Below are 23,407 nucleotides of genomic sequence, written 5' to 3'. Positions count from 1 at the left end.
ATTCTTTCCGCTGAAATTCATTTCGGCGCGGACCGCGCGCTGCCGCAGCCGACGCATTCCCTAATTGCAGATATTTCTATAGGCCGTTGACGCCGCCGACCCCGACTTGCCGTCGACGACATATGCTTCATCCTCCTTCACGAGATAAAGAAACGGTCTCTCTGCGGTCTCGCCCCCTGATGCGCTTCCTCCTTTCACACGCCCGCAAATCGTATCCACTTGGCGTCCGAGCGTGTTCTTTCGCATCGTGCGCTTCATTTCGGTGAATTCGGCCGATCCTGGATCCTCCATCTTCGTCGCGATGGTGACCTTCGCCTTTTCTAGGACAGGATCTGAGTCTTCCGCGGGCCGTTCGGATGCTGGGGCGCTGGTCCTCGTCCGCAGTGACGCCGCTTTGGCAAGGTCGACCGATGCGCTCTTCTTTGGTGATGATTTCTTGCCGGACCTTCCCGGAGTTGCAGAATTCGGTTTGACGATCACGGGATCCGGCGCCAGTGCCGTCGGCGTTGGCTGCGGGGATCGGGCGACCGCAACCCGGTCGAAACAGGGTCGTGACGCACACCCAAGGAAATACCCTCGGGAAGGCGCGAACCAGCCAAAGCCGATCAGGACTCCTGCCAGCACTCCAACAAAAAGCAGTCCCATCCGATTCCCCTCCCTGGGAGCTCGGCTCGCACTCGTAACTAGGACTAATTCCGCGCTGGTGATCCATCTGTTGCGCAAAAGCGTTAAACGCCCATTAAGCGCGCAGCGGCGCGATTTGGTCCGCTCTTGGACCTCTCTGCAACTTGCGTGTTCGAACGTCCGCCTTGCACCACCAAAAGCTGCCGATCACCGGCGCGTGGCACAGCCACGCAGAGGCCCGAAGGGCGAAGCGCGGTGTCCGGCATAGCTGGAGCGCAGCGGAAGCGACGACGGACTGTTGCGGCGAGCTTCAGTAGGAGAGCCAGCGACACACATTAGAAGCGAAGCGAGTTAAGGCTGCCGTGCCCGATGAGGTTTCTTATCGTTTGAATTTCCGCTCGATGACTGGAAGTGCCGGAGTATCGATTTCGTCAAGTAGCGTGGTGGCACTGGAGAGCATTCCAAAACTGCTGCTGTTGTCTTGGCACGAGCAGAGATGTTCGGTGCGGACCTCAATCCCGCTTCAGGACGCGTTCGCCCTCGCCCGTTCGAGGGCTTCGCGGCGGCGCTCTCGGCGCTCGCGCCGCCGCTTGGCACGGTCAGCTGGCTGCGGCAGCGGGGAAACGGGAGCACGCTCGAACACCGGTGGGGACGTCTCATTGACCACGGACGCGAGGCTTGGCTGGCTTGGTGCCGGGCGGGCTTCCATGAACTCCAAGACGTCTCGCCCCTTGGAGGTGAGTCTCCAGCCACCGCTGATGCGCTCGACCAGCCCTTGTGAAAAGATGTCGAGGTCCGGCACCCGGCTGGCGAGACGCCTCGTCCGCTCCGCCCAATCGCGGCCACTGGTCGCCAGGATGGCCATGTCGCGCTTGAGGTCTTCCATGACGGCAAAGCCGTCCGGATAGCTCACCAGGATCTTCAAAACCGTAACCTGGAAATTCACGCCCTTGCCCCCGCGCTGGATCAATCAGCGCCAGAAAATCCCCTCCCGGGAAACGCCCACCGTACTTTGCTTCGGTGCCTTCGCGATTCAAAAATGTTAAGTTCGAGAAAGAAGCGCGCGCAGGGGGAGCGGGGCTGCAGAGCGGGTCGGGCGAACCTAAAGCTTCCGATAGGTCACATGCGCCGTCGCGAACGGAATGCCCGCGCGCCCGGCGGATCCGCGCACGATGCAGGCGCGGTCGTCGATCGCATAGAGCCAATCATCGAAGTTCAGCTTGAACGACTTTCCATCGCCTTGGGGCGTGTCGCGCGTGTAGGTCCAATGAAATGCACAACCGGCCTGCTCGCCGGTGGCTTCGCCTTCCAGTCGGTTCTCATGGCCGGTGTATTGGCCTTCGCCCAGCTTGTGAATCGTCCAGCGCAGCGTGTCGCTGTGGCCGTCATCGAAGGTGTAGGTTTCGGTCAGGACGACTGTGTCGGTGTCCGCGTCCAACTCGCCATGCGCCGTGATCGTCGCCCGCTTCAACAGCCCGCCGACGAGGCTCTCGACCACCGCCCATCCTTCCAGGCGGCCGACGAAGAATTGCTCAGGGAGAAACACCGGCGTGGTGCCAGCGAACGCATCAATGGCCATGGGCTTTTCCTCCGAAACCGATGACCACTCAAGTCGCCTCTCGGCACCGGGTTCCCCAGCAGGGACCCGCCTGGCTCGGTCGCGTGCTTGCGGCGCATGCAGACCCCGCGTCAACACTTCGCCTTCTCCACAGCCCGCCGGAACACGTGGACAAGATCAGCCCCGCCGTTTGGGAATCCCTGACCCGTGCTAACCGCCGGGAACGAGCGGGCGGTAGCGCGGATTCGTCCCGCAGGAGCGATCTTGCATGCTGATGACCAGGGAAAGACGGCCGGCGATCCGGACCTTGCGCGGATGGGCCATCAATTTGCTGCAGGACGCCGGCGCGATTTGCGAATGCGAGGAGCACGGCTGGGCCAAGGATCGTGCCGACCCGCACGCTCGGAAACGCGCGGTCGAGCTTGCGAGCCAGGATCCACCGGACGGCGTCTCCGCCGATCAGGCCGTCGCTGAGATCAACGATGTCCTCGATTCGATCGGCGATACCTGTCCGGAGTGCCCTGACGAGGGCCTTTGAGGCTTCCGGCAAGGACCTTCGCGTACCGCGGACGATGAAGATGCTTCATGCCGATTTCCGCCGCGCCCCTGCCGCCGGCTTCTTAGCGGACGACTCCTTGGCGGCCGCCTTCTTGCCCGCGATCGGCATCAGCATCTCCTTCTGGCCGGCCGCCGCCTTCCTCGGCTTCTTGGCTGGCTTGTCTGCCTTCGCGGGCGCGGCCTGCTTCCCGGCTTCCTTGCCGACGCTTCGCCGCAGCGCCTCCATGAGGTCGACGACGTTCTCGCCCTTGGGCCGCTCCTTCGGCCGGATCACCTTCCCGGCGCGCTTTTCGTTGATCAGCTCGATCAGCGCGGTCTCGTAATGGTCTTCGAACTTCTCGGGTGTGAAGCGTCCGGCCTTCTGGTTGACGATGTGCCGGGCGAGATCGAGCATGTCCTTGGTGACTTTCACGTCCTGGATATCGTCGAAATAGTCCTGCTCGCTGCGCACCTCGTAGGGGTAGCGCAGGAGGGTGCCGACCAGGCCCTTGTCCATCGGCTCCAGCGCGATGATGTGCTCGCGGTTGGTCAGCACCACCCGCCCGATCGCGACCTTGTCCATCTCGCGGATGGTCTCGCGGATCACCGCGAAGGCGTCGTGGCCGACCTTGCCGTCGGGGCGGATGTAATAGGGGCGGATCAAATAGCGCGGGTCGATATCCGACCTGTCGACGAACTCGTCGATCTCGATAGTGCGGGTGGACTCCAGCGCGATCTCCTCGAGCTCCTCTTTCGAGACCTCGATGTACTGGCCCTTCTCGAGCTCGTAGCCCTTGACGATGTCCTCATTCGGCACCTCGTCGCCGGTTTCCGCATCGACTTTCAGATACTTGACGCGGTGGCCGGTCTGCCGGTTGAGCTGGTTGAACGAGATCTTCTCGCTCTCGGACGTGGCCGGATAGAGCGCCACGGGACAGGTGACGAGGGACAGTCTCAGGAAGCCTTTCCAATTGGCGCGCGGGGCCATTTACGCAGAACTCCGGTTCGAGGCGACACGGATTCAAGACGAACGGCCGGCCCGGGTTCCGACATGGGGAGCGACAATTAAGACGCCGCCCGCCTAACCTTCTCCGCAGCCGCCCCAGCAGATAGCCCTGCATCTGGTCGCAGCCGTCCTGGACGAGGAGCGACATCTGGGCCCTCGGTCTCGATGCCTTCGGCGAGGAGGGGGACGCCGAGCCCGGAATTACGGTGACAGTACTGGACGATCATCGTAATTAAACTTGAGACCCATGACCTCGTTTGCTCAAGCCCCCGAAGAAAAATCACGCACCCTGCGGTGGCTGCCCTTCATTGCCGCAATTGCCGCAGTCGTGACTGCAGCTCCGTTTGCGTGGGATAAGAGCCTTCGCACGTTTCTCCTTCTCATCTCGCTCTACTTGCCCGCGATGGCCTTGGTTTGCATCGGGCTCTGCATCTGGGCAGCCGTCGAGAGGAAGTCATCCCGCGCGCGCTCGATCGTCATCTCGCTTGCGGTGATGCTCACGCTGATCGGCGGGACATTCTGGGCACTGCCGCGAGTCAAGGATGAACTTCGGTTCTTAGCTTGGTCGCACACGCACAGCGACGCGGCAGAAGGGTGGTTCGCAGACAAAGACGCGGTCATGCTGGATTGGGAAAGCTGGGGCATGGTCGGCATGGAAAACAACGCTTACCTCGTCTCGAACCCAAGCGATACCCTTGCCGAGGACGGTGGAGCTTCGGAGTGGCTCCGCCACGTCGGATCGAGTTGCGACATCGTTGCTTCAAAACGGATGCGTCGTGGAATCTTTATCGTCACGACCACCAATTGTCCGCTCCGATGACGCGCTCCTCACCTCCTGGAATCAAAGTCGACTGAAACTCCAATCCGCGTGCATCCCTCAGGATGCCGCCCGCCTCACCTTCTCCGCCGCCGCCTCCAGCCGCCGCGGCCGCCCCAAGAGATAGCCCTGCATCTCGTCGCAGCCTTCCTGGACGAGGAGCGACATCTGGGCCTCGGTCTCGATGCCTTCGGCGAGGACGGGGACGCCGAGCCCATGGGCGAGGCCGATCACGGCGCGGACGATGGCGAGCGAGCGCTCGCTCTGGCCGAGAGCGGCGACGAAGGAGCGGTCGACCTTGATCCGGTCCAGAGGAAACGCTTCGAGATAGGACAGCGACGAATATCCCGTTCCGAAATCGTCGAGCGCGATCAGGATGCCGAGCGACTTGAGCGACTGCATGGTCCGCCTGGCGCGCGGCACGTCCTCGATCAGGACGCCTTCGGTGATTTCGAGCTCGAGCCGCGCTGCGGCAAGCCCGCTGTCGCGCAGCGCCCTTCGGACCTGCGCATTGAGGTTTTCGCGGCGGAACTGGGCCGCGGAGACGTTGACGGCGACCCGCAGCGGCTGATCCCATGACGCCGCCTCCCGGCACGCCTCCATCAGCACCCAATCGTCGATCTGCGCGATGGCGCCGCTCTGCTCCGCGATCGGGATGAACTCTCCCGGAGGAATGACACCGCGCAACGGATGCCGCCAGCGCACCAGCGCCTCGTAAGCCATCAGCGTGCCGTCCCGATGATGCTGCGGCTGGTACTCGAGATAGAACTCGCCCCGCTCCACCGCGAGGCGCAGATCGTGCTCCAGCGCGCGGCGGTCGCGCAGCTGCTGGTCCATCGCGCTGGTGAAGAGGCGGATGGCTCCCCTGCCCTCGTGCTTGGCGCGATAGAGCGCGGCATCGGCGTTTGCGAGCAGCGAGGCGGCGTTGTCCGCATCGCGCGGATAGAGCGCAACGCCGACACAGAGGTCGATCTTGAGCGCGTGGCCGTCGACCTCGATCGGACGCTCGAATTGCGCCCGCATGCGCGTCGCAAGCAGCTCGGCGGTCGCCGGCAGCGGCAGCTCATCGGTGACGCCAATGAACTCGTCACCGCCGACGCGCGCCACGTAAGCTCCCTGCGCGGCCTCCTGCAGCCGGCGCGAGGCTTCGCGCAGCACGGCATCGCCGACGGCATGACCGAAGCGGTCGTTGATTGCCTTGAAGTGGTCGAGATCGATACAGAGCACCGCGAAGGCGCCGTCCGTGATCTCCGTGCTCGATGGCATCGCCGAGATGCTCACCCAGCGCGGCCCTGTTGGGCAGCTCCGTGAGCGCGTCGTGGCCCGCGAGATAGCTCACCCGCTGTTGCGCCCGATTGCGCTCGGTGACGTCGAAGGCGACGCAGACATGGGCCGGACGGCCCTCATAGACCAGCGGCCGGGATTCGATCACGACCTGGATAGCCTCGCCGTCGGCGGTCCTGTGCAATTCGTAGTCCTGCTCGGCGTCCTGTCGCTCGCCATATTCGAGCTGGCGTTCGGACATCGCGAGCAGGTCGTGGCGGGAATAGCCGTAGTGCCGGCACATCGCGCCATTGACGGCGATGAGGCGCCGCCGCTTGGCGTCGACCACCCACATCGGAAGCGGATTCTCCTCGAACAGCAGGCGGAACGAGGCCTCGCGGCGCTTGAGGTCGGTGATGTCGATGCGGACGCCGATGCTGCCGCCGTCGCTGGTGCGCCGTTCCTCGACGCGGACCCAGCGGTCGCCCGCCAGATGCTGCTCGTGCGAATGGTGCGGCAGCGCGTGGTGCGCGAGGCGCTCGGCGAGCCACGCCTCCTCGCGCCCCGCCGCGTCCGGGTATTGTCCCGCGGCAAGGCCGGTTCGAAGCATGGTTTCGAACGGCGTGCCGGCCGCAAGGGCTTCCCGGCTGGCCGTGTAGAATTCGGCGTATTGATGATTCCAGAGCACCAGGCGATCGTCCTTGTCGAAAACGGCAAGTCCTTCGGGGACGACGTCGAGGGCTTCGGTCAGATGGGTGTGAGCCGCGCGGGCGGCGGCTTCGGCCTGCTCGGCCGCCGTCTTGGCTTCCGCAAGCGCCATCTCGGTTCGATGACGCTCGGTGATATCCTCGTGGGTGGCGACCCAGCCCTTGCCCTCCATCGGGCGATGCTTGATCCGCACGATCCGGCCGTTGGTCAATTCCACGGTGGTATCCGAATTCTCGGCGCTCACCGGAGCGCTGTTGCGCCAGACCAGATAGTCCTGCTTCGACATCTTCGGCGCGCTGCCGGCCGAATAGCGGAGATCGACGATCTCGGTCAGCTTCATGCCGGGCCGGACCAGCTTCGGATCCAGATCGTAGATCTCGAGATATTGCCTGTTGCAGACGATCAGGCGCTGATCGTCGTCGAAGAAGCAGAGGCCATGGGACATGTTGTTGAGCGCCCGGTCGAAGCGCTCGGCGAAGGCGGTCGCGGTCTGCTCTGCGGCCCGCGCGCGGTCACCCTCCTCGGACAGCCGTCCGTGGGTCTCGACCAGCTTCACGAAGGAACGGAAATTGGTGTTGATCATCCGGGCGAGCAGAGCGAGCAACACCAGGAGATTGATCCCGACCGAGACCAGCATCCCCTCGCCCGAGAGCAAGAGGAGGGTGGCGATCGGTGCGCCGGCGATGATCATCGTCAGCCGCGTCGCGGGCGGAAAGCTGCCGAGGCAGTAGGCGGTGCCGACGCAGCCCATGAAGAGAAGCAGCGAGACCGACGCGCGCAGACCGGGATCGACGACCATGAACAGCGCCAGGATCCAGATCACGAAGCCGGAGCTGAGCACCACCGTGGCGGTGCGAACTCTTGCAAGCTCGAGATACGCCTCCTCGGCGGTGAAATCGGCCTTCTTGAGCCGCAGCCACTGGGCGAGCCGAAACAGACAGGCCGCCAGAAGGGCGGCCGGCAAGGCAAATCGCAGCCACGCCGATATCGTGTTGGGAAGGACCAGCCCGACGCTGATGCTGTTGACCAGGAGCATGGCGTAGAGAACGGGCACCTGCTTGCGCAAAACCCGGAACTGTTCGACCAGCAGCGCACGGCCGAGCGGATCGCTCGTGTCGCCCACGGAGAAGGAGTCGCGAAGCCGCGCGAAGAAGCCCATCAAATTTGCCCCAGCCGCCGTGAAGGCTAGGGCAGGAGTGGCGAAGGACCCGTAAAGGCGCTTGGTGTTTTTAGGTTTAACGGAATGTCGGAAACACTGGGACGTCGATCATCTCGGTTCCTGAAATGAAACCTCGGGGCTCGGCAAAGAGCCGCCCTCACCCCTCCACCCGCCACAGCCTCCACCTTTCCGGCACGCCCTTCAGCCGGTGCAGGCCGTGATCGCGCAGGCCGATCGCCGTCTGCGTCGTCATCAGCTCCTTCACCGCGCTCGACACCAGGACCTCGCCGGCGCGCGCCTTCGCGGCAATACGGGTGCCGATGTGGAAGGCGAGGCCGACCATCTCGCCGCCGCTGATGGTGTATTCGCCGGTGTGCAGGCCAACCCTGATCTCGAGGCCGAGCGTGCGCACGGCTTTCTGGATCGCGCTGGCGCAGGCGATGGCGGCGGCGGGCTTCCTGAAGGTCGCCAGCACGCCGTCGCCGGTGGTGACGACTTCCTTGCCGCCGCACGTCTTCAGCTCTTTGCGGACCGCCGCGTAATAGTGGCCCATCACCTTGGTCCAGCGCGCATCGCCGAGCTTGGCCGCCTTCGCGGTGGAGCCGACGATGTCGACGATCAGGATGGTGGCGAGCGCCTGCTTGAGCTCGGCGCCGCGCGCGGCCGACGGCCGCCGGTTCGCGATCGCGCCGGTCAGCGGCTCATAGCGATGGCTGCGGCGCCGCGCGATCGCGGCTTTGGTGTAGTCCTGCGCGGCTTGCGCACTGCCGCAACGAACGGTCTTCTCCTGCGGCAGGCGCGACCAATAGACCTTGCGCGCAGCACCTGTGCCATGCACCTCCACCGCGCCCCATTTCAGGAAGACCGCCGAGCCGACCCGCCTGACGCACCACGCCTTCGACGTGTATCCGGAGACGTTGGACTGATGGACACCGATGCGGAGGAATTTGGGCATGAAGGCGCGGCCGATGGAAGGACCGTTGGACGATGTGCGCCAAGCCTATTCGGAGAGTTCCGCATCGGCAATAGGCGCTCGGTTCTCTGGCCGACCGATTGGCACTTTCTGCGGCAAGGCGCGTTGCGGTGTTTTCGAGGAGGCGCAGATGACCAAGACGAAGGCTGCCCACGCGCAAGACGCAAAGATCCCGACGCAAGCAGCGCTCAACCCCGGTGACGAAGCCCCGCCCGGAACCAAGGGCACCGGCGAAGACGTCTGTCCCGATTGTCACGGCAAGGGGCGCATCGATGGCGCGCCTTGCGCGACCTGCGGCGGGAGCGGCACCATCACGCGGGCGGTCGGCGGCGCCTGACGCCGCCAGCGGCTTCATCTTGGTAGCAACGATCGGCCTTCACGTGTGTTTTCCGCAACTGGATGCAGTGAGGCGCGCCATGAACAAGACGACCGGACTGACACCCGACGATTTTCCGATTGAAGCCGACAAGGACAAGCTGAAGACCCACAAGGGCGAGCCGGTGGCTTCGGCCGAGACCGAGCAGATTGCGGACGAGATCGCCGACCGGCTGAACGAGCACGCGCACCAGGAAGAGCAGGATCGCTGGTCGGCGTAGTTCAGCGGGTTTGCGGCCGCGCCATCGGATTTGGAACGACCACGCGCTGCCGCGCATTGGCCTTTCGCCGGCGTCTCACCATTCCGGCAAATGGCGGCCCCGGCTCAAAGCCCCGCCCCCGGACCGCCGGGCCGGGGCCGCCTGGGGCCGAGCACAGGAGCGGACATGAAAGCACTCGTCATCGCAGGGCTCATCGCGGCTCTCGCCTCGTCTCCTTCCGCCTTCGCGCAAAGCGGCGCGGGTGCGTCGAGGACGGGCTCGAGCATCAATTCGACCGGCACCGGCGGCACCACCGGCGCGGGCGCCTCCAGCCTCAATACCTCGTCGGACGCCAACAGCGGCGGCGCGAATGCACCGGCGAAGTCGTCAACGATGAGGCCGGGCGACAACGATCCGGCCAGGCAAACCCAGGGCGGCCAGCAGGCCCTGCCGAACACCAGCGGAACTAACCGGAAGTAGCGCGAGCCGGATAGGCATACAGCTCGATCGGAGCGTTGAAGCCGCGCACCTCGTGGCTGCCGACATGCTCCAGCGCGAACTGCTTCTCGACCAGCTCGGCGAAATCGCGTGACAGCAGCACGTTCCTACCGAGCGTCTTGGTCAGTGTCTCCAGGCGGGAGGCCATGTTGACGGCCGGGCCGATCACCGTGAAGTCGAGCCGCCTGGCCGATCCGATATTGCCGTACATGACGTCGCCAACGTGGACGCCGATGCCGTAATTCAGCGGCGCGCGGCCGCTTCCGCTGTTCCGCTCGTTGAGCGCGGCCATGGCTCCCCTCGCCTCCCCCACCGCGTGCAGCAGATTGGCGCAGGCGTTCGGCTGATGCAGCGGGAAGATGGCGAGCAGCCCGTCGCCGATGAATTTGAGGATCTCGCCGCCGTGCCGCGCGATCGGCTCCGACATCGCGTCGAAATAGTCGTTGAGCAGGTCGATCACGTCGTCGCGCGGCCAGTTGTCGGAGATCTTGGTGAAGTCCCTGAGGTCGCAGATCATGATCGCCGCGCGCACCGTCGTGCCGCTGCCGCGCCTTGTGGCGCCGGCCAGGATCAGCTCGCCGGCATGCGTGCCGACATAGGTCTCCAGCAACGTGCGTGCCAGGCGATTCTTGACGCGGATCTCGCTGACCAGCGCCAGCACCGGCAGCAGCTTCTTCAGGCCGGCGATGTGGGCGTCCTCGAAGCCGCCGGGCCGGGCGGTCGCGAAAGTGACGATGTGGCGCTTGCCGAGCGTATGATAGAGCGGCCAGGCGACATAGTCGGTCAGGCCCTTGGCCCGCATCTCGTCATAGAGGGCGTGCTTGCGGCGATGCGCGGAATCCTGCGCGAGCCGCTCGCGCACCTCGGCGGCGCCGTCATGGATCTCGTTGGCGGCGCTGCCGATATATTCGGATCGCTCGCGCACATCGTAGTCGACCAGCGCAATCTCCGCCTCGCGCATCCCGTCGGACCACATCATCCGGGCGCCCAGCCATTGCGGGTGATTGATCAGCACATGGAGCGTCGCGCGCTGCACCGGAATGCCCGCCTGCTGCAGGCGGATGCACATCTGCGCGAAGATGTCGTCGATGTAACGCTCGTCGCGCGTACCGTTGGTCAGCCAGTCGATGACGCCGTCGGCCTGCGTGGGGGCGTATGTATCTGGCGCATTCATATCCTGCCCCCTCGGGGTGCGGTCTTTGCGAAGCAGATATCGTGCGCCGGCCGGGCCGCGTCAACCTAGCCAGTTGCACGGATTGTGCGCATTGGTCTGAAGTTCTACCCCAAAAGCCGGATCGACCCCAGCACCGCCAGGCCCGAGACGAGCACGAGCTGCGACGGCCCGGCCAGCTCGAGCTTCAGCGTGCCGGTGCGGGGAATCGCAAAATCCTCATGGTCGAGACGGATGCGGCATTCGCCGCGCGGGGCGTAGACCAGATGCGTGCCGGCGGCGAGCGCCTTTTCGCCGGGCTCCTTCAGCGCGAGGAGGTCGATCTCCGCCGCACCGCGCCGCGCCATGAGGTTCACGACCTCGACGGGACCCGCCTCGAGCTCGGTCACGATCTCGAGCTCGCCGGTGAAACGCACCGTCGTAAAAGGTTCACGTTCGTCGAAGTCCTGCGTCGGCGACTTCAGCACCAGTCCGCGCCCCTCGACCACCATCTGCAAGCGGTCGATGCCGGGCATATGGGAGAAGGGACCAGGCGCAAGAATCGGCGTCGACGCAAAGCGCCAGAGCAGGCTGTCCCAGTCCTTCCGCGGCGCATCGGCCCGATGAGCGTCGGCGATGTCGGTGAAGATGCCGCCGCCATTCTTCCACGGCGAGCGGGTGTAGCTTTCAGGATTGAGCAGCGTTGCCTTCATGGAGATCCCTGATGCGATGAGGGTGCGAAGCAGCGGCGCTCGCGTCCAGGAACGGCTCGGCCGCCTTGCGCACAGCGTCCAGATGCGTGAACAGCGAGACGTGACCGCCGTCGGGGAGCGCCAGCAGCTTCGCCTGCGGGATTGCGCGGCAGACGTTCTCGGCATGCGAGAAGGCCACCACATCGTCGGCGCGGCCGTGCACGACGAGAGCAGGCGCCGAGACCGTTCCTGCGGGCAATTGCTCCAGCGCGGCAAATTGCGCGATGTCGTTGACGGTCCCGGGGATCCTGGCGTGCAGATGCTCGAGCACGCTCGACTGCAAGGTGCGCAATAAGAGAGCTGCCTCGGGATGGCGCAAGGTTCGTTCGCGCATCGCGTCATCGGGAATCGCGCGGCGCGCACCGGATTGCGGATTTCGTTCAGCCCGCCACTTCAGGAGCCGAGGCAATCCGGGAAGACGCGCAAGATGGCGCATCATGCGCAGCCGCCCGGCGATGTCCGGCGGCGTTTGCAGTCGCCCCGTGCAGGCCGACACCAGCACCAGCGAGCGGCAGCGCGAGGGATGCCGCGCGGCGAATTGCAGCGCCGAGGGGCCGCCGGCGGAGACCGCGACGACCGCCGCATTGGAGATCCCGAGCGCATCGAGCAGCTCGCGATAGAGATCAGCCTGCTCGTCGGGCGAGGCACCGAGCTCCAGGCGCGAGCCGAGATAGCCCGGGCGAGACACGGCCACCACCCGCTTGTCGCCGAGCGTCGAGGCGAGCGCACGCGCGAGCAGCCAGGATTGGTCGTGGCCGCCCATGCCACCATGAATGGCGAGGATGGCGGGCCCCTCGCCTGCGACCGCGCATTGGAAGATCCCGCGGGAGGTCTGCACCGAGACCGGAGCAGGCCCGGCGAGCGGCAATGCATCCGGATTTGCGGTCATGTCGCGCCTTCCACGCCTCGAGTGCGCCGGCCTTGAGATGACGCAGAAGCTTCGCGGGACGCTGACGCCTGGGTGAACTGCAGACCCAGGCGATCCTTACTATGGGCCCCCGGCGAGCTCAAGGGCTCGGCCTGCGGAATGCGCGGCACGCGCATGACGTCGCAAAATCCGCGCGGCTATTTCGACGTCAATGCCGCCACAGGCCGCCAAGTGACGTCGGGCGCAGCTGCAGCGAGCCGGCGGCAGCGGTCACGCATCAGCTCGGCCGGACGATCGTCGCCGCGTTGCCTCAGCACGGCCTCGAAATCGGCGAGTGCGTCGGCAAATCGGCGCGCGCGATAGGCGGCGAGACCGCGTTCGTAATCCGCGATCCAGCCGATCGTGTCGCTGCCCGCCGCATTATCGTTCACCATCCCGATCAGCTCGTGAACGGACAGCCCCTCCTCGCGTCCGTAAACCGCGATGCTGTCGACCTCGCGCGTGACGACGGCGCCGCGCGCCAGACGTTCGGTCGCCGCGCCGATCAGGATTTGCGTGCCGTAAGATTTGTTGGCGCCTTCGAGCCGGCTCGCAACGTTTACGGCATCGCCGATCACCGTGTAGTTCAGCCGCAGCTCCGAGCCGATATTGCCGACCAGCATGCGGCCGGAATTGATGCCGATGCGGATCTGGAGCGGCTGGCCGAGATCGTCGACGAGGCCGGATTGTTCGACCGCAAGGCGGCAGGCGAGCGCGGCGCGGCAGCATCGCGCGGCGTGATCGTCTTGCGCCTGCGGCGCGCCCCAGAACGCCATCACGGCATCGCCGATGAACTTGTCGATGGTCCCGCCGTTGGCGACGATGATCTCCGAGGTGAGGTCGAGATAGCGCGACAGCAGCGGCACGACGCGATCGCCGAGCCGCTCCGACAATCCGGTGAAGCCGGCTATGTCGATGAACATCACGCTGAGCTCCTGGATGCTGCCGCCCGGCCGCGCCTCGACGCCCTGACGCAGCAGGCCGCGGACGAGATCCGCCGGGATGAACTTGCGGAATGCGGACAGGCCGGCCGCCATCTCCGCGATTGCACCCGACAGGCTCGCGATCTCCTTGAGCCGCGACGGATGGCGACGAACCTGCTCCAGTGCGAAGGCTTCGACATGGCGCAGCTCGCCGACGACGCGCGACAGCGGCGCGGCGATGACGGACCGCGCCAGCATCGCAGAGGCCAGCGCCGCGAGCACCGCGCCAATGGCGAGGCCGAGGATCAGGCGATGCAATGTCGTCTCGACCGGCCCGAGAAATTCGGCCTCCGGGATCACGGTCGCGAGCGACCAGCCGGGAAACGGCAGCGGCGTCAGCGCGACCTCATAGGCCGCTCCGCCCGAGGTGAGCCGGCTTCGCCAGGCCTCCTTGCGGCCGGCTTTCCCGGCATGGCCGAGCGCGGTGCGCGCCAGCGGCAGCAGCGCGGTGTCGCCACGGGCTGGATGGAGCTCGTCGGCGTCCTTGTCGGGCGCCGCCACGAGCTCGCCGCTGCCGTCGACGATGAAGGCGGTGCCGGTGCGCCCGACCTCCAGCTGCGACAGGAAACGCGCGAGCCTGGTATATTCGATGATGACGGCAAGCACGCCTTGCCGTTCCTGGTAGACGTCGATCGGTCCGGCGAAAGCGATCGACGGGCGCTCGCCGGTCGCATGGTCCATCACCCTGAACCATTGCGGGTCGTCCGCGCCGAGCCCGGCCTTGAACCAGGCCTGATCGGCGACGCGGAAATCGGTCGGCTCGAAGCGCCGGTTGGCGAACTCGATGTCGCCGGGCACCACGTCATATTCGTCGACGCGGCGCTGCCCCGGATGATCCGTCAGCGAGATCTCCATCATCTCCAGGCGCCGATCGCCGAGCTTGTGCGCGGCGAAGAAGGAGCCGTCGGGCCAGCCGAACGCGACCCAGGAAATCGTCGCCTGCGATTGCAATTGCGAGAGAAAGACGAACTCGCGCTTGTCGGCCTCGCGGGTGTCGAGCACGTTCTGGAGGAACAGGGTGCGGATCGCGGTGTGCGCGGCCCGCGCCTCGTCGACGATGGCCGAGACTTCCTTGCGCACCGCCGCCACGATCTGCTCGTTGATGGTCGAGGCGAGCTGCCGGCTGGCCGCCTCCGCCGTGCGCCACCACAGCAGGCTGGAAAGCGCCGCGGTCAGCAGGATCGCCGTGAGGACCAGCGCGGACACAGCAAGGCGGATGCTCACCGTCATCCTTGCGATCGCACGAAGCTGGCGTCCGGGATCGACGTTCATGGTTGTATCCGCCTTTGGGTGGGCACGGCTCCTGTCATCGCTCTACGCAGATTTCCTACCGTCCGTTACCTCTGCCAAGTTTGGTAGGACGCATCCAATGCTCTCGCTCTAACGTGTCGATAGCGCCAAGGCATTGGATTTGGCCGCCCACTTGCCCACTAATCCCCACCCAAGCGCACCGCCGTGCGCCCGACCCACTCGGTCTCACGGATTCGTGAGCAGCCCGCCGTAACGCGGGCGGCGCGCGGAGCGAAGGAGACCATGCGCGCATCCCCGCCCAGGCGATGCCACCTCGAACAGGAGAACCTCTGATGTCTGTCAAACATGCCGTGACCTCTCTCGTCCTCGCCGGTGCGGTGTCGACCGCGCTCGCAACGCTTGCCTCCGCCGGCCCTCTGACCAAGGCCGAAGCCGATGCCGCCGTCGCCGCCAAGAAGGAGAAGTGCTTCGGCGTCGCCCTGAAAGGCCAGAACGATTGCGCGGCGGGACCGGGCACGACCTGCCAGGGCACCTCGACCGCCGACTACCAGGGCAATGCCTGGAAATTCGTCCAGGGCGGCACCTGCACCAGCATCGAGCTGCCGGGCGGCAAGAAGGGTTCGCTCAAGCCGGTGTAACGGCCGGCGCAACAGCAAGCGCGAACGGAGCAGCACGATGAGCACAATCAAGCCGGCCCTGCCAGCAGCGCTGCCGCTCCGCTTCGCGACGCCGATCGGCGGCGTTGCCGGAACGAGCTTCAAGCCCGAGCACCTCCCGGCAATCCTTCAGGCAAAGCCTCGGCGCGGCTTCTTCGAGGTCCACGCCGAGAACTACATGGGCGCCGGCGGGCCGCCGCATCGCGCGCTGGAGGCGATCCGCCGCGATCATCCGCTCTCGCTGCACGGCGTCTGCATGTCGATCGGCGGACCCCGGCCGCTCGACAAGGCGCATCTGGCACGCTTCCGCGGCCTGGTCGCGCGCTATCAGCCCGCGCTGGTCTCCGAGCACCTCGCCTGGTCGACACATGAGACCAGCTTCTTCAACGATCTGTTGCCGCTGCCCTATACCGAAGCGACGCTGTCCTGCGTCTGCGATCACATCGACCAGGTGCAGGAGGCGCTCCGCCGGCCGTTGCTCTTGGAAAACCCGTCGACCTATCTCGCCTTCCGCGAATCCTCGATGCGCGAGACCGAATTCATCCGCGCCGTTGCGGAGCGCACCGGCTGCGGCCTGCTGCTCGACGTCAACAATTTGTTCGTCTCCGCGACCAACCATGGATACTCCGCGCTCGACTACCTCGCTGATTTCCCGCTGTCGCGCGTCGAGGAAATTCATCTCGCCGGGCATGCCGAGCAGGCCGACGACGAAGGTGACCTGCTGTTGATCGACAGCCACGATGGCCCGGTCGCGGACGCCGTCTGGAAGCTCTACGAAATCGTCATCCAACGCCGCGGGCCGGTGCCGACGCTGATCGAATGGGACAGCAAGATTCCGGACTGGCCGGTGCTGCAAGCGGAGGCCGCTGCCGCCCAGGCGATCCTCGATCGCCATCAGTCCACAGCAATGGCAGGAGACCGTCATGCTGCCTGAACCCGGCTTGTCCTTTGCCGCATCGTTCGCGCCGTCGCTGCTGGATCCGGCACGCAGCACGCCTGAGCTGGTCACCGGCCCGAACGGCAAAGCCGCTGGCCGGCGCTACGACGTCTACCGCAACAACGTCACGGTCAGCCTGATCGACGCGCTGGCCGCGATTTATCCGGCGGTGCAGCGCATCACCGGCACCGACTTCTTCCGCGCGATGGCGCGCTTGCATGTGCGCAGCCATCCGCCGACATCGCCGCTGCTGTTCGAATACGGCCGCGACTTCGCCGAGTTCATCGAAGCTTACGAGCATGCGCAAGATATGCCCTGGCTCGCCGACGTCGCGCGTCTCGAACGGGCCTGGCTCGATGCCTATCACGCCGCCGACGCCGCCCCGCTGTCGCCGGCCCGGCTCGTGGCGGTGACACCCGATCGCTTGGCTGATCTGGTGTTCATTCCGCACCCGGCCGCACAATGCTTGCGTTCGGACTACGCCGCCGTGACGATCTTTGCGGCCATCCGCGACAACGCACCGGTCATGCGGATCGATGCCTCGACGCCGGAGGATGCGCTGGTCACGCGAGGCGAGTTTGACGTCGCCGTGCGCCGCCTTCCGCCCGGCGGCGCGGTCTTCGCGCACCATCTCATGTCGGGCCGGCCGCTCGGCGAAGCCGCGGCGGCGGCGCTGGAGGCTGCCAGCGAATTCGACATCGCCGCGAACATCGCCGGGCTGATGGAAGCCGGCGCCTTCACCTCGCTCTGTTGCGGAGACCCATCATGATCACGGACCAGCACATGACGACCGCCAGCGGCCTGCCCTCGCCCGGAGCAATCATCGACAGAGCCAATCATCTCGTGCAGACGCTCGCGACGCCATCGCTGGTCCAGCTGGTGCTGCGCCTCGCGCTGGCCGTGCCATTTTGGCGCTCGGGCCTGCTCAAATGGGGCGGCTTCCTCAAGCTCAACGACACCGCGGTGACGCTGTTCAGCGACGAATTCATGCTGCATCTGCCGGGCGGGCCCTATCACTTTCCGGCACCGACGGTGATGGCCTTCCTGTCGGGCTGCGGCGAGATCATGTTCCCGATCCTGCTGGTGCTGGGGCTCGGCACGCGGTTCGCAGCGCTCGGGCTGCTGTTCATGACGGTGATCGTCGAGCTCACGGTGCCCGACGGCTGGCCGATCCACCTCACCTGGGCGGCGATGGCGCTCGGCATCATGGCTTACGGGCCCGGGCTCATCTCGCTCGACCATCTTGTTTGTCGTGCGCGGTCGCACGGGCGATGAGCCTGCGATCTTATCTATCCACAAGCACTCCGTCATCCTGAGGTGCGCGCCCTTGCGCGCCTCGAAGGATGAGCTGCAAGCGTCTGTGGCCCATCCTTCGAGGCACACCTTGCGATGCGAGCGCATCGCAAGGCTCGCACCTCCAGCGACAACTGCTTCGCAGTTGCGCAGGGATGACGGCTGCGGGTGTGATGAGCGTAGCTACATCCCACTCAAACGCTATCGACCGCGAGGTGCTAGCCTTGGCGGGAAACCATGGTAATTTGCACCTCGTGTCAGAACCTTCAGCGAGGCTAGCATGCCCGACACTGACAAGGTCTTCGCCGGCTCGATTCCGAAAATCTACGACGATTATCTCGTCCCGATGATCTTCGCCGTCTATGCGGAGGACATGGCTCGGCGCGTCGCCGCACGCTCTCCCTCCGTATTGCTCGAGATCGCCGCGGGCACCGGCGCCGTGACGCGTGCCGTGGCGGCGGCGCTGCCGCGCGGCGTTCGCTACGTTGCAACCGATCTCAACGAGCCGATGCTCGCGGTCGCAGCGCAGCGCCAGGCGGATGACGATCGCATCACCTGGCGCCAGGCGGACGGGCTGGCCCTGCCCTTCGGCGATGCCGAGTTCGACGTGGTCTGCTGCCAGTTCGGCGCGATGTTCTTTCCGGACCGCATCAAGGCCTATGGAGAGGTGAAGCGCGTCCTGAAGGGCGACGGCACGTTCGTGTTCAATGTCTGGGATCGCATCGAGGACAACGTGCTGACGCATGAAGCCACGGCCGCGCTCGGAAAGCTGTTTCCCGATGATCCGCCGCGTTTCATGATCCGGACGCCGCACGGCTATCACGACAAGGCCGTCATCAGGGGCGATCTCGAACGCGCGGGCTTCCGCGACATCTCGATCGAAACCCGATCCGAAATCAGCCGCGCGCCGTCAGCCGAGTACGTCGCCATTGCGCTCTGCCAGGGCACGCCGCTGCGCAGCGAGATCGAGGCACGGGATGCCGGCAAGCTTCAGGCCGCAACCGAGATCGTTGCCGAGACGATCCGGACGCGCCATGGGTCCGGTCCGGTCGAGGGCAAGATCCAGGCGATCGTGATCGAGGCCCGCCCCTAGCTGCGGGCGTCGGCCGACGCGGCACGTCCTTACCAGAAGCCCCGCTGCATCGGCTGCGCCGGCTGATAGTACTGGTACTGGCTGCGCCGGCGCGGGTTGGCCGGCTGGACGTAGGGATCGCGCTGCTGGAAGAAGAAGCCGAAGCCGTTATTATCCCAGCCGTCATCGCTTGCGATCATCGCAGGCGCGGTCGGCTTGCGCGTGATGAAGCCGCCTTGCGGCTCGTTGCTCAGCACCGCGACGAACTCGGTCCGGTAATTGGTCTCGCTGCTCAGCGGCTCGTCCGAGATGATGATCGAGGAGCGCGGCAACGCGGTCGGCCCGATGCGGTCCCACACGTCCTGCGGGATGGTGATGCGGTCGAGCGCGTTGCGTGCCTCGTCGCCGTTCTCGATCGTGACCACGCTCCAGCGCAAGCCGGTGCCGCTCTTCGCCATCGCCGTGAAGATATGCGTGCCGATCGGCTGCTCGGGATTGCGGATCGTGACCGGGACCTCGATGCTGGTGTCGAACACCTCGCCGCCGCCGTCGGGCGCCGGCTTGTGCGTGTTCCGCCGCACGTAGAGCTTCTGTGTCGAACGGCTGATGTAGACCGAGACCGGCTCGCCGGCGAGCTTTGCGTCGGTCGCCAGCTTGACGGCCTCGGTTTTTCTGGCCGCAGCGGTCTTCGCGGCTTCCTTGGTCGCGGCCACCGCATCGCGCTTCGGCTGCGCGGCGGCCCTGGCAGCGTCGAGCTGCGTCGCCGTGTCGGCAGCCTTGGCTGCCGCCTTCTGCTTCAGCTCCTCGGCCTTGGCGCGGGCCTGATCGTTCCTGGCGTTCGCGAGCGTCTTGTCGGCGAAGGCAAGCTCGGCATCGGCGCGGGCCTTCTGCTGTTCCAGCTTGCGCAGCGCGGCCGGGAGCGAGGCGGCTTCCTTCGCGGCGGCGGACGCCGCCTTCTTGGCCTCGTCGGCCGCCCTTGTGGCCTCCTCGGCCTCGGCGGAGAGCTTGTCGGCCCGAGCAGGCACGGCCGCGATGGCCTCCGGCTTCGGCACGAACAGCGAGGGGTGAGAGAAGTCGGTCGGGACCGAGTCATACGGCGAGATGATCACGCGCATCCCGAGATAGGTCTTGTCGAACAGGTTCTCGGCGAAGCCGAACGGCATGCGCACGCAGCCGTGCGAGGCGGCGTAGCCGGGCAGCGGTCCGCCATGCAGGGCGATGCCGTTCCAGGTGATGCGCTGCATATGCGGCATCCAGGCATCGTCATACATCGTCGAGCGGTGCTCCCTTTCCTTCTCGACGATGGCGAACACCCCGGCCGGCGTCTCGCGGCCCGTGGTGCCGGTCGATACCGGCGCGCGCAGGATCCAGCCATCGGCATCGTAGAACGTGACCTGCTGGCTCTTGATCGACACGATCGCCATGATCGGCTCGCCAGCCACACGCTGCGCCACCGCCTCGGCCACCTGGCGCTGCTGCTTGGCCGCAATCGCCGGCGCCGCTGCTGCAAGGGTCGCCGCCGCCACGAGCGCCATGATTCCGGCAGGCCCCCGGCGCCCCACCGCCCTGATGGATTGCGCCGTCGTCGATCGGTTTTTCATGCCATCCTCGGTCGAACTGCCAGTCGGCTGGTGTCGCTCACGTGCCAGATTGGAGTCATTGCATTAAGAAATCGCAGCCGCCTTACGTTCCCTCTGTGGCGAGATTCGGCACTTCCGGCGGCAAATCTCTCATATACGACGCCTCGCCCAGGCGGAAGGCGGCCTTCAGCCGAGGCTGGCCCGAAGCTGGTCTGGACCACTGCGGCAGAATGTCCGATCAGCCGCCCACGGCGGCTAGACGCCCAACGCCTTGCGGTTCAGCGTTCGCAGTACACGCAGCGACAAGGTTCGCACGTTCGCGACATTGAGCAGCCAGGCCGCAGCCGCATAGGCGAGGCCGCCGGCGAGGCTGACGATGACGAGCGATACGAGACCGGTGCCGCCCGCTTGCGAGCGCGCCAGCAGAATTGCCGCCGCCATCGCGGCTGCGGAGGCGGCAACGCCGGCGAGGCGATTGAGCTCGAACGGGACCGGATGGGCCCGATGCATCAGGACGAGTGCGACGAGGAAGCCGATCGCCTCGGTTGCCAGCGTCGCCAGCGCCGCGCCGTACAGGCCGTAGCCGCCGATCAGCGCGAACATCAGAATCACACTGATCACCAGCGTGAGAAAGGATTGCGCCGCCAGCATGAACGGCCGCTCGGCGAGCTGGAAGCTGATCTGCACGTAGAACTGATTGGCGATGCCGAAAAGCCGCGCGAGCACCAGGGTCGGCAGCAGCGCCGAGACGCCGGCGCGGAAGTCGATGCCGACGAGCGTGCCGGCCACCTGGTCCGCGGCGAGCGCGAGCCACACCGCAACGGGCGCGACGACGACGAGCAGGAGCTCGAGGCTTTCGGTCAGCCGCTCGCGCGTCGTCTCGCCGTTATTCTCGGACAATGACCGGAACACCAGCGGCACGGTCGCCGCGGCGACGCTGGATGCGATCATGACCATGAACTGGCGCGGCAGATCGGCGGCAACGCCGAAAATGCCGGCAGCGTCCTTGCCGAGCAGATAGGCGACGATCAACCGGTCGCAGGCCGAATAAACTGCGACGGAGAGGCCGGCCAGCGTCAGCGGCAGGCCATAGCGCGCCAGCTGCATGAACTGGCTGCGCTGGAAGCGCGCGATCCCAGTGCGGTCGCCGACGAGATTGAGAATGATGCCGGCGAGCGACCCCAAACCGAATGCGGCGAGCAGTCCCAATCCACCCCAGCCGAGCCAGATGCCGAGCAGACCGAAGCCGACGCTGGAGACGCTGCGCACGATCGAGATCGCCGCGAAGCGGTAGGGCCGCAATTTGGCGCGCTCGAACTCCTGGCCGACATCGACCGCGTTGGCCATGATCGCGACGAACATGCTGGCGAGCAGCAGCTCGACGCTGACATCGCTGCGGAACAGGACAATCAACGGCGTGGTGGCGCAGAGCACCGCGACAGTCAGGGCAAAGGCGACGATCGCCGTGCCGCGAAAATCGACCTCCGCCGACATCGCCTGATAGCGCGACACCGACAGCTTGATCCAGGCGAAGAAGATCGCACCCAGAATGCCCGCAAGGCTGATGCCGACCACATAGACGCCGTACTCCGCCGGGCTCAGCAGCCGCGTATAGGCCGTGACGGCCAAGAAGCCCACCGCCGCAGGCAGGATGTAGGCGACGAGATAAATCGAGAAATGGCGGTTGAGCATGCGAGCACGGGACCGGCAGCGGACTTGCGAGTGTGGCGAGGCTCGATCCAATTGGATCTTGGCGGGCGAACGAACTGCGCCGCAGCATCCCTCAAGAGTGTCACATAAGTCTGCAGATCGGGCGGCGAATGCGGCGTTGGAGCGGCTTTCGCGCGTTAGCGTTAAATTTGCTTTGTGCTGAACGGGCGCATGGATCAGGGAAAAGAAACCATGTTTCCCGGCGTTTTTCGCTTCCGGGTCCCTTTTTACCCGCCCTGCTGCAGAGTTAACCGAACGCCATGAAACCCGGGCGGTTCACCGCACCGCTTGGTACGAAGGCGCGTTGGTTGCAGAAGGAACGTCCCAACGTGACCAGGCTCGCTAGACGCGAATTTCTCCTCGGCAGCGCCGCGGCCCTTGCTGCGGGCGCATCTGCGTCCGCGGTGCCGGCCTCGAAACGCGCCCAGCGCCGTCCCGGCTTTGGCGCTGCGGCGACGCTGTGGGACCTGCAAGCCGATCCGCGGCTCGGCGAGGCCATCAGCACCTATTGCACGCAGGTGGTGCCGGTGCTCGAGCTGAAATGGCCGATGCTGCGGCCGGACGCCCATACGTTCGCCTTCGAGCGCGCCGACGCGATCCTGGATTTCGCGCGCGACAACGATCTGACCATGCGCGGCCACGCGCTCGCCTGGTATCACGACATTCCGGACTGGACCAAGCAGATCAAGGACAGAAGGGGCGTCGAGCGCGCCTATCTCGACCACATCGGCACCGTCGTTTCCTACTACAAGGACAAGCTGACGTCGTGGGACGTCGTGAACGAGCCGATCCCGGACAATCCGAAGGGGATCACCGACCGGCGCGATACGTTCTGGACGCAGCATCTCGGCAAGAGCTGGATTCCGCTGGCGTTCCGCACAGCGGCCGCGGCCGATCCCTTCGTCAAGCTCGCGATCAACGAATATGACATCGAATCGGCGAAGGACTCCTTCATCGCCAAGCGGGCGGCCTATCGCAACCTCATCATGGACCTGCTCGATCAGGGCGTTCCGCTCCACGCCGTCGGGCTGCAATCGCATCTGCATGCCGAGCTCGAGATCGACACGCACGGGCTCGCCGACTTCGTCACCGAGCTGCGCTCCTGGGGGCTCGAGGTGCTCATCACCGAGCTCGACGTCGATGACCAGAAGCTGGCGGGAAGTCCTGCGGAGCGCGATGCCGTCGTCGCCAAGCGCGTCGACGACCTGCTGACCGCCGTTTCCGCGAGCGGCCCGGTGCGCTCGATCCTGACCTGGGGCCTCTCGGACCGTTACAGCTGGATCAACGGCACCTTCGCCCGCGCGGACAAGCAGCCGAACCGCCCGCTGCCACTCGACGGCGAGTTCAAGCCGAAGCCGTTCATGGACGTCATCAGCAAGTTCACGAAAGATACTTAGA

At 65.7% G+C, this 23,407-nt stretch carries 24 protein-coding genes; 11 read left to right on the top strand and 13 right to left on the bottom strand.

Annotated features, from left to right (window positions below; genetic code table 11):
* Positions 1-60: 60 nt before the first annotated feature.
* From N2602_RS08515 to N2602_RS08505, 3 genes are all read right to left on the bottom strand, one after another.
* Positions 61-645 (bottom strand): hypothetical protein, encoded by a 585-nt coding sequence (locus N2602_RS08515; protein ID WP_260382336.1) that lies wholly within the window; start codon positions 643-645, stop codon positions 61-63.
* Between the two features lie 502 nt (positions 646-1,147).
* Positions 1,148-1,570 (bottom strand): hypothetical protein, encoded by a 423-nt coding sequence (locus N2602_RS08510; RefSeq protein ID WP_260383628.1) that lies wholly within the window; start codon positions 1,568-1,570, stop codon positions 1,148-1,150.
* Between the two features lie 156 nt (positions 1,571-1,726).
* Complete coding sequence (locus N2602_RS08505; protein WP_172788182.1) at positions 1,727-2,203, bottom strand: DUF3833 family protein; 477 nt, start codon at positions 2,201-2,203, stop codon at positions 1,727-1,729.
* Positions 2,204-2,450: 247 nt separating this feature from the next.
* Between N2602_RS08505 and N2602_RS08500 the strand changes: the two genes are divergently transcribed.
* Positions 2,451-2,720, top strand: a complete 270-nt coding sequence (locus N2602_RS08500; RefSeq protein ID WP_260382335.1) for a hypothetical protein — start codon at positions 2,451-2,453, stop codon at positions 2,718-2,720.
* Positions 2,721-2,765: 45 nt separating this feature from the next.
* On the opposite strand, the gene N2602_RS08495 is transcribed toward N2602_RS08500, so the two are convergent.
* Positions 2,766-3,707: a Ku protein gene (locus N2602_RS08495; protein WP_260382334.1), complete on the bottom strand. Its 942-nt coding sequence runs from the start codon at positions 3,705-3,707 to the stop codon at positions 2,766-2,768.
* A 265-nt stretch (positions 3,708-3,972) separates the two neighbouring features.
* On the opposite strand from N2602_RS08495, the gene N2602_RS08490 reads away from it, so the two are divergent.
* The gene (locus N2602_RS08490; RefSeq protein WP_260382333.1) at positions 3,973-4,545 is read left to right on the top strand and encodes a hypothetical protein; all 573 of its coding nucleotides are present in this window, start codon (positions 3,973-3,975) and stop codon (positions 4,543-4,545) included.
* Positions 4,546-4,602: 57 nt separating this feature from the next.
* Here N2602_RS08490 and N2602_RS08485 read toward each other — a convergent pair whose 3' ends face one another.
* From N2602_RS08485 to N2602_RS08475, 3 genes are all read right to left on the bottom strand, one after another.
* Positions 4,603-5,736 (bottom strand): bifunctional diguanylate cyclase/phosphodiesterase, encoded by a 1,134-nt coding sequence (locus tag N2602_RS08485; RefSeq protein ID WP_260383627.1) that lies wholly within the window; start codon positions 5,734-5,736, stop codon positions 4,603-4,605.
* Complete coding sequence (locus tag N2602_RS08480) at positions 5,630-7,672, bottom strand: PAS-domain containing protein (protein ID WP_260382332.1); 2,043 nt, start codon at positions 7,670-7,672, stop codon at positions 5,630-5,632. The genes N2602_RS08485 and N2602_RS08480 overlap by 107 nt, the downstream gene beginning before the upstream one ends.
* Before the next feature lie 157 nt (positions 7,673-7,829).
* Entirely contained in the window at positions 7,830-8,627 is a 798-nt protein-coding gene (locus tag N2602_RS08475) for an adenylate/guanylate cyclase domain-containing protein (RefSeq protein WP_212259238.1), read from the bottom strand.
* Positions 8,628-8,775: 148 nt separating this feature from the next.
* Here N2602_RS08475 and N2602_RS08470 point away from each other — a divergent pair, with 148 nt between their 5' ends.
* The 3 genes from N2602_RS08470 (at position 8,776) to N2602_RS08460 (ending at position 9,700) form a co-directional block, all read left to right on the top strand.
* On the top strand, positions 8,776-8,982 hold the full coding sequence (locus tag N2602_RS08470) for a hypothetical protein (protein ID WP_210342456.1): 207 nt from the start codon (positions 8,776-8,778) through the stop codon (positions 8,980-8,982).
* Positions 8,983-9,061: 79 nt separating this feature from the next.
* A complete protein-coding gene (locus N2602_RS08465; RefSeq protein ID WP_036035855.1) occupies positions 9,062-9,241 on the top strand; it encodes a hypothetical protein in 180 nt (59 codons plus the stop codon).
* Positions 9,242-9,406: 165 nt separating this feature from the next.
* Positions 9,407-9,700 (top strand): hypothetical protein, encoded by a 294-nt coding sequence (locus tag N2602_RS08460; protein ID WP_172788174.1) that lies wholly within the window; start codon positions 9,407-9,409, stop codon positions 9,698-9,700.
* Here the strand turns inward: N2602_RS08460 and N2602_RS08455 are convergent.
* From N2602_RS08455 to N2602_RS08440, 4 genes are all read right to left on the bottom strand, one after another.
* The gene (locus N2602_RS08455) at positions 9,687-10,892 is read right to left on the bottom strand and encodes an adenylate/guanylate cyclase domain-containing protein (protein WP_212259240.1); all 1,206 of its coding nucleotides are present in this window, start codon (positions 10,890-10,892) and stop codon (positions 9,687-9,689) included. The genes N2602_RS08460 and N2602_RS08455 overlap by 14 nt on opposite strands.
* 104 nt (positions 10,893-10,996) lie before the next feature.
* The gene (locus tag N2602_RS08450; protein WP_260382331.1) at positions 10,997-11,581 is read right to left on the bottom strand and encodes a HutD family protein; all 585 of its coding nucleotides are present in this window, start codon (positions 11,579-11,581) and stop codon (positions 10,997-10,999) included.
* Positions 11,556-12,509, bottom strand: coding sequence for an alpha/beta fold hydrolase (locus tag N2602_RS08445; protein ID WP_260382330.1), 954 nt, complete (start codon positions 12,507-12,509; stop codon positions 11,556-11,558). Before N2602_RS08445 ends, N2602_RS08450 begins: the two co-directional genes overlap by 26 nt.
* Positions 12,510-12,685: 176 nt before the next feature.
* Positions 12,686-14,782 (bottom strand): adenylate/guanylate cyclase domain-containing protein, encoded by a 2,097-nt coding sequence (locus N2602_RS08440; protein WP_260382329.1) that lies wholly within the window; start codon positions 14,780-14,782, stop codon positions 12,686-12,688.
* A 311-nt stretch (positions 14,783-15,093) separates the two neighbouring features.
* Between N2602_RS08440 and N2602_RS08435 the strand changes: the two genes are divergently transcribed.
* The 5 genes from N2602_RS08435 (at position 15,094) to N2602_RS08415 (ending at position 18,740) form a co-directional block, all read left to right on the top strand.
* A complete protein-coding gene (locus N2602_RS08435) occupies positions 15,094-15,399 on the top strand; it encodes a DUF2282 domain-containing protein (protein ID WP_260382328.1) in 306 nt (101 codons plus the stop codon).
* A gap of 37 nt (positions 15,400-15,436) precedes the next feature.
* Positions 15,437-16,351: a DUF692 domain-containing protein gene (locus N2602_RS08430; RefSeq protein WP_260382327.1), complete on the top strand. Its 915-nt coding sequence runs from the start codon at positions 15,437-15,439 to the stop codon at positions 16,349-16,351.
* On the top strand, positions 16,341-17,123 hold the full coding sequence (locus N2602_RS08425; protein ID WP_260382326.1) for a DNA-binding domain-containing protein: 783 nt from the start codon (positions 16,341-16,343) through the stop codon (positions 17,121-17,123). Before N2602_RS08430 ends, N2602_RS08425 begins: the two co-directional genes overlap by 11 nt.
* The gene (locus N2602_RS08420; RefSeq protein ID WP_260382325.1) at positions 17,120-17,629 is read left to right on the top strand and encodes a DoxX family protein; all 510 of its coding nucleotides are present in this window, start codon (positions 17,120-17,122) and stop codon (positions 17,627-17,629) included. The genes N2602_RS08425 and N2602_RS08420 overlap by 4 nt, the downstream gene beginning before the upstream one ends.
* Before the next feature lie 298 nt (positions 17,630-17,927).
* Positions 17,928-18,740 carry a class I SAM-dependent methyltransferase gene (locus N2602_RS08415; protein ID WP_260382324.1) on the top strand — a complete coding sequence of 271 codons (813 nt, stop codon included), beginning with the start codon at positions 17,928-17,930 and terminating at the stop codon, positions 18,738-18,740.
* A gap of 29 nt (positions 18,741-18,769) precedes the next feature.
* Here the strand turns inward: N2602_RS08415 and N2602_RS08410 are convergent, their stop codons facing one another.
* Together N2602_RS08410 and N2602_RS08405 are read right to left on the bottom strand one after the other, a co-directional pair.
* On the bottom strand, positions 18,770-20,320 hold the full coding sequence (locus tag N2602_RS08410; protein WP_260382323.1) for a L,D-transpeptidase: 1,551 nt from the start codon (positions 20,318-20,320) through the stop codon (positions 18,770-18,772).
* Positions 20,321-20,554: 234 nt separating this feature from the next.
* Complete coding sequence (locus N2602_RS08405; RefSeq protein ID WP_260382322.1) at positions 20,555-21,991, bottom strand: lipopolysaccharide biosynthesis protein; 1,437 nt, start codon at positions 21,989-21,991, stop codon at positions 20,555-20,557.
* A gap of 347 nt (positions 21,992-22,338) precedes the next feature.
* Here N2602_RS08405 and N2602_RS08400 point away from each other — a divergent pair, with 347 nt between their 5' ends.
* Entirely contained in the window at positions 22,339-23,406 is a 1,068-nt protein-coding gene (locus N2602_RS08400) for an endo-1,4-beta-xylanase (protein ID WP_260382321.1), read from the top strand.
* The last annotated feature ends 1 nt before the right edge of the window (position 23,407 follow it).

The organism is Bradyrhizobium sp. NC92, from assembly GCF_025200865.1.
GTDB lineage: Bacteria > Pseudomonadota > Alphaproteobacteria > Rhizobiales > Xanthobacteraceae > Bradyrhizobium.
Note: the sequence above shows the minus strand (reverse complement) of the source record. Positions and strands in the feature narration are given on the sequence as shown.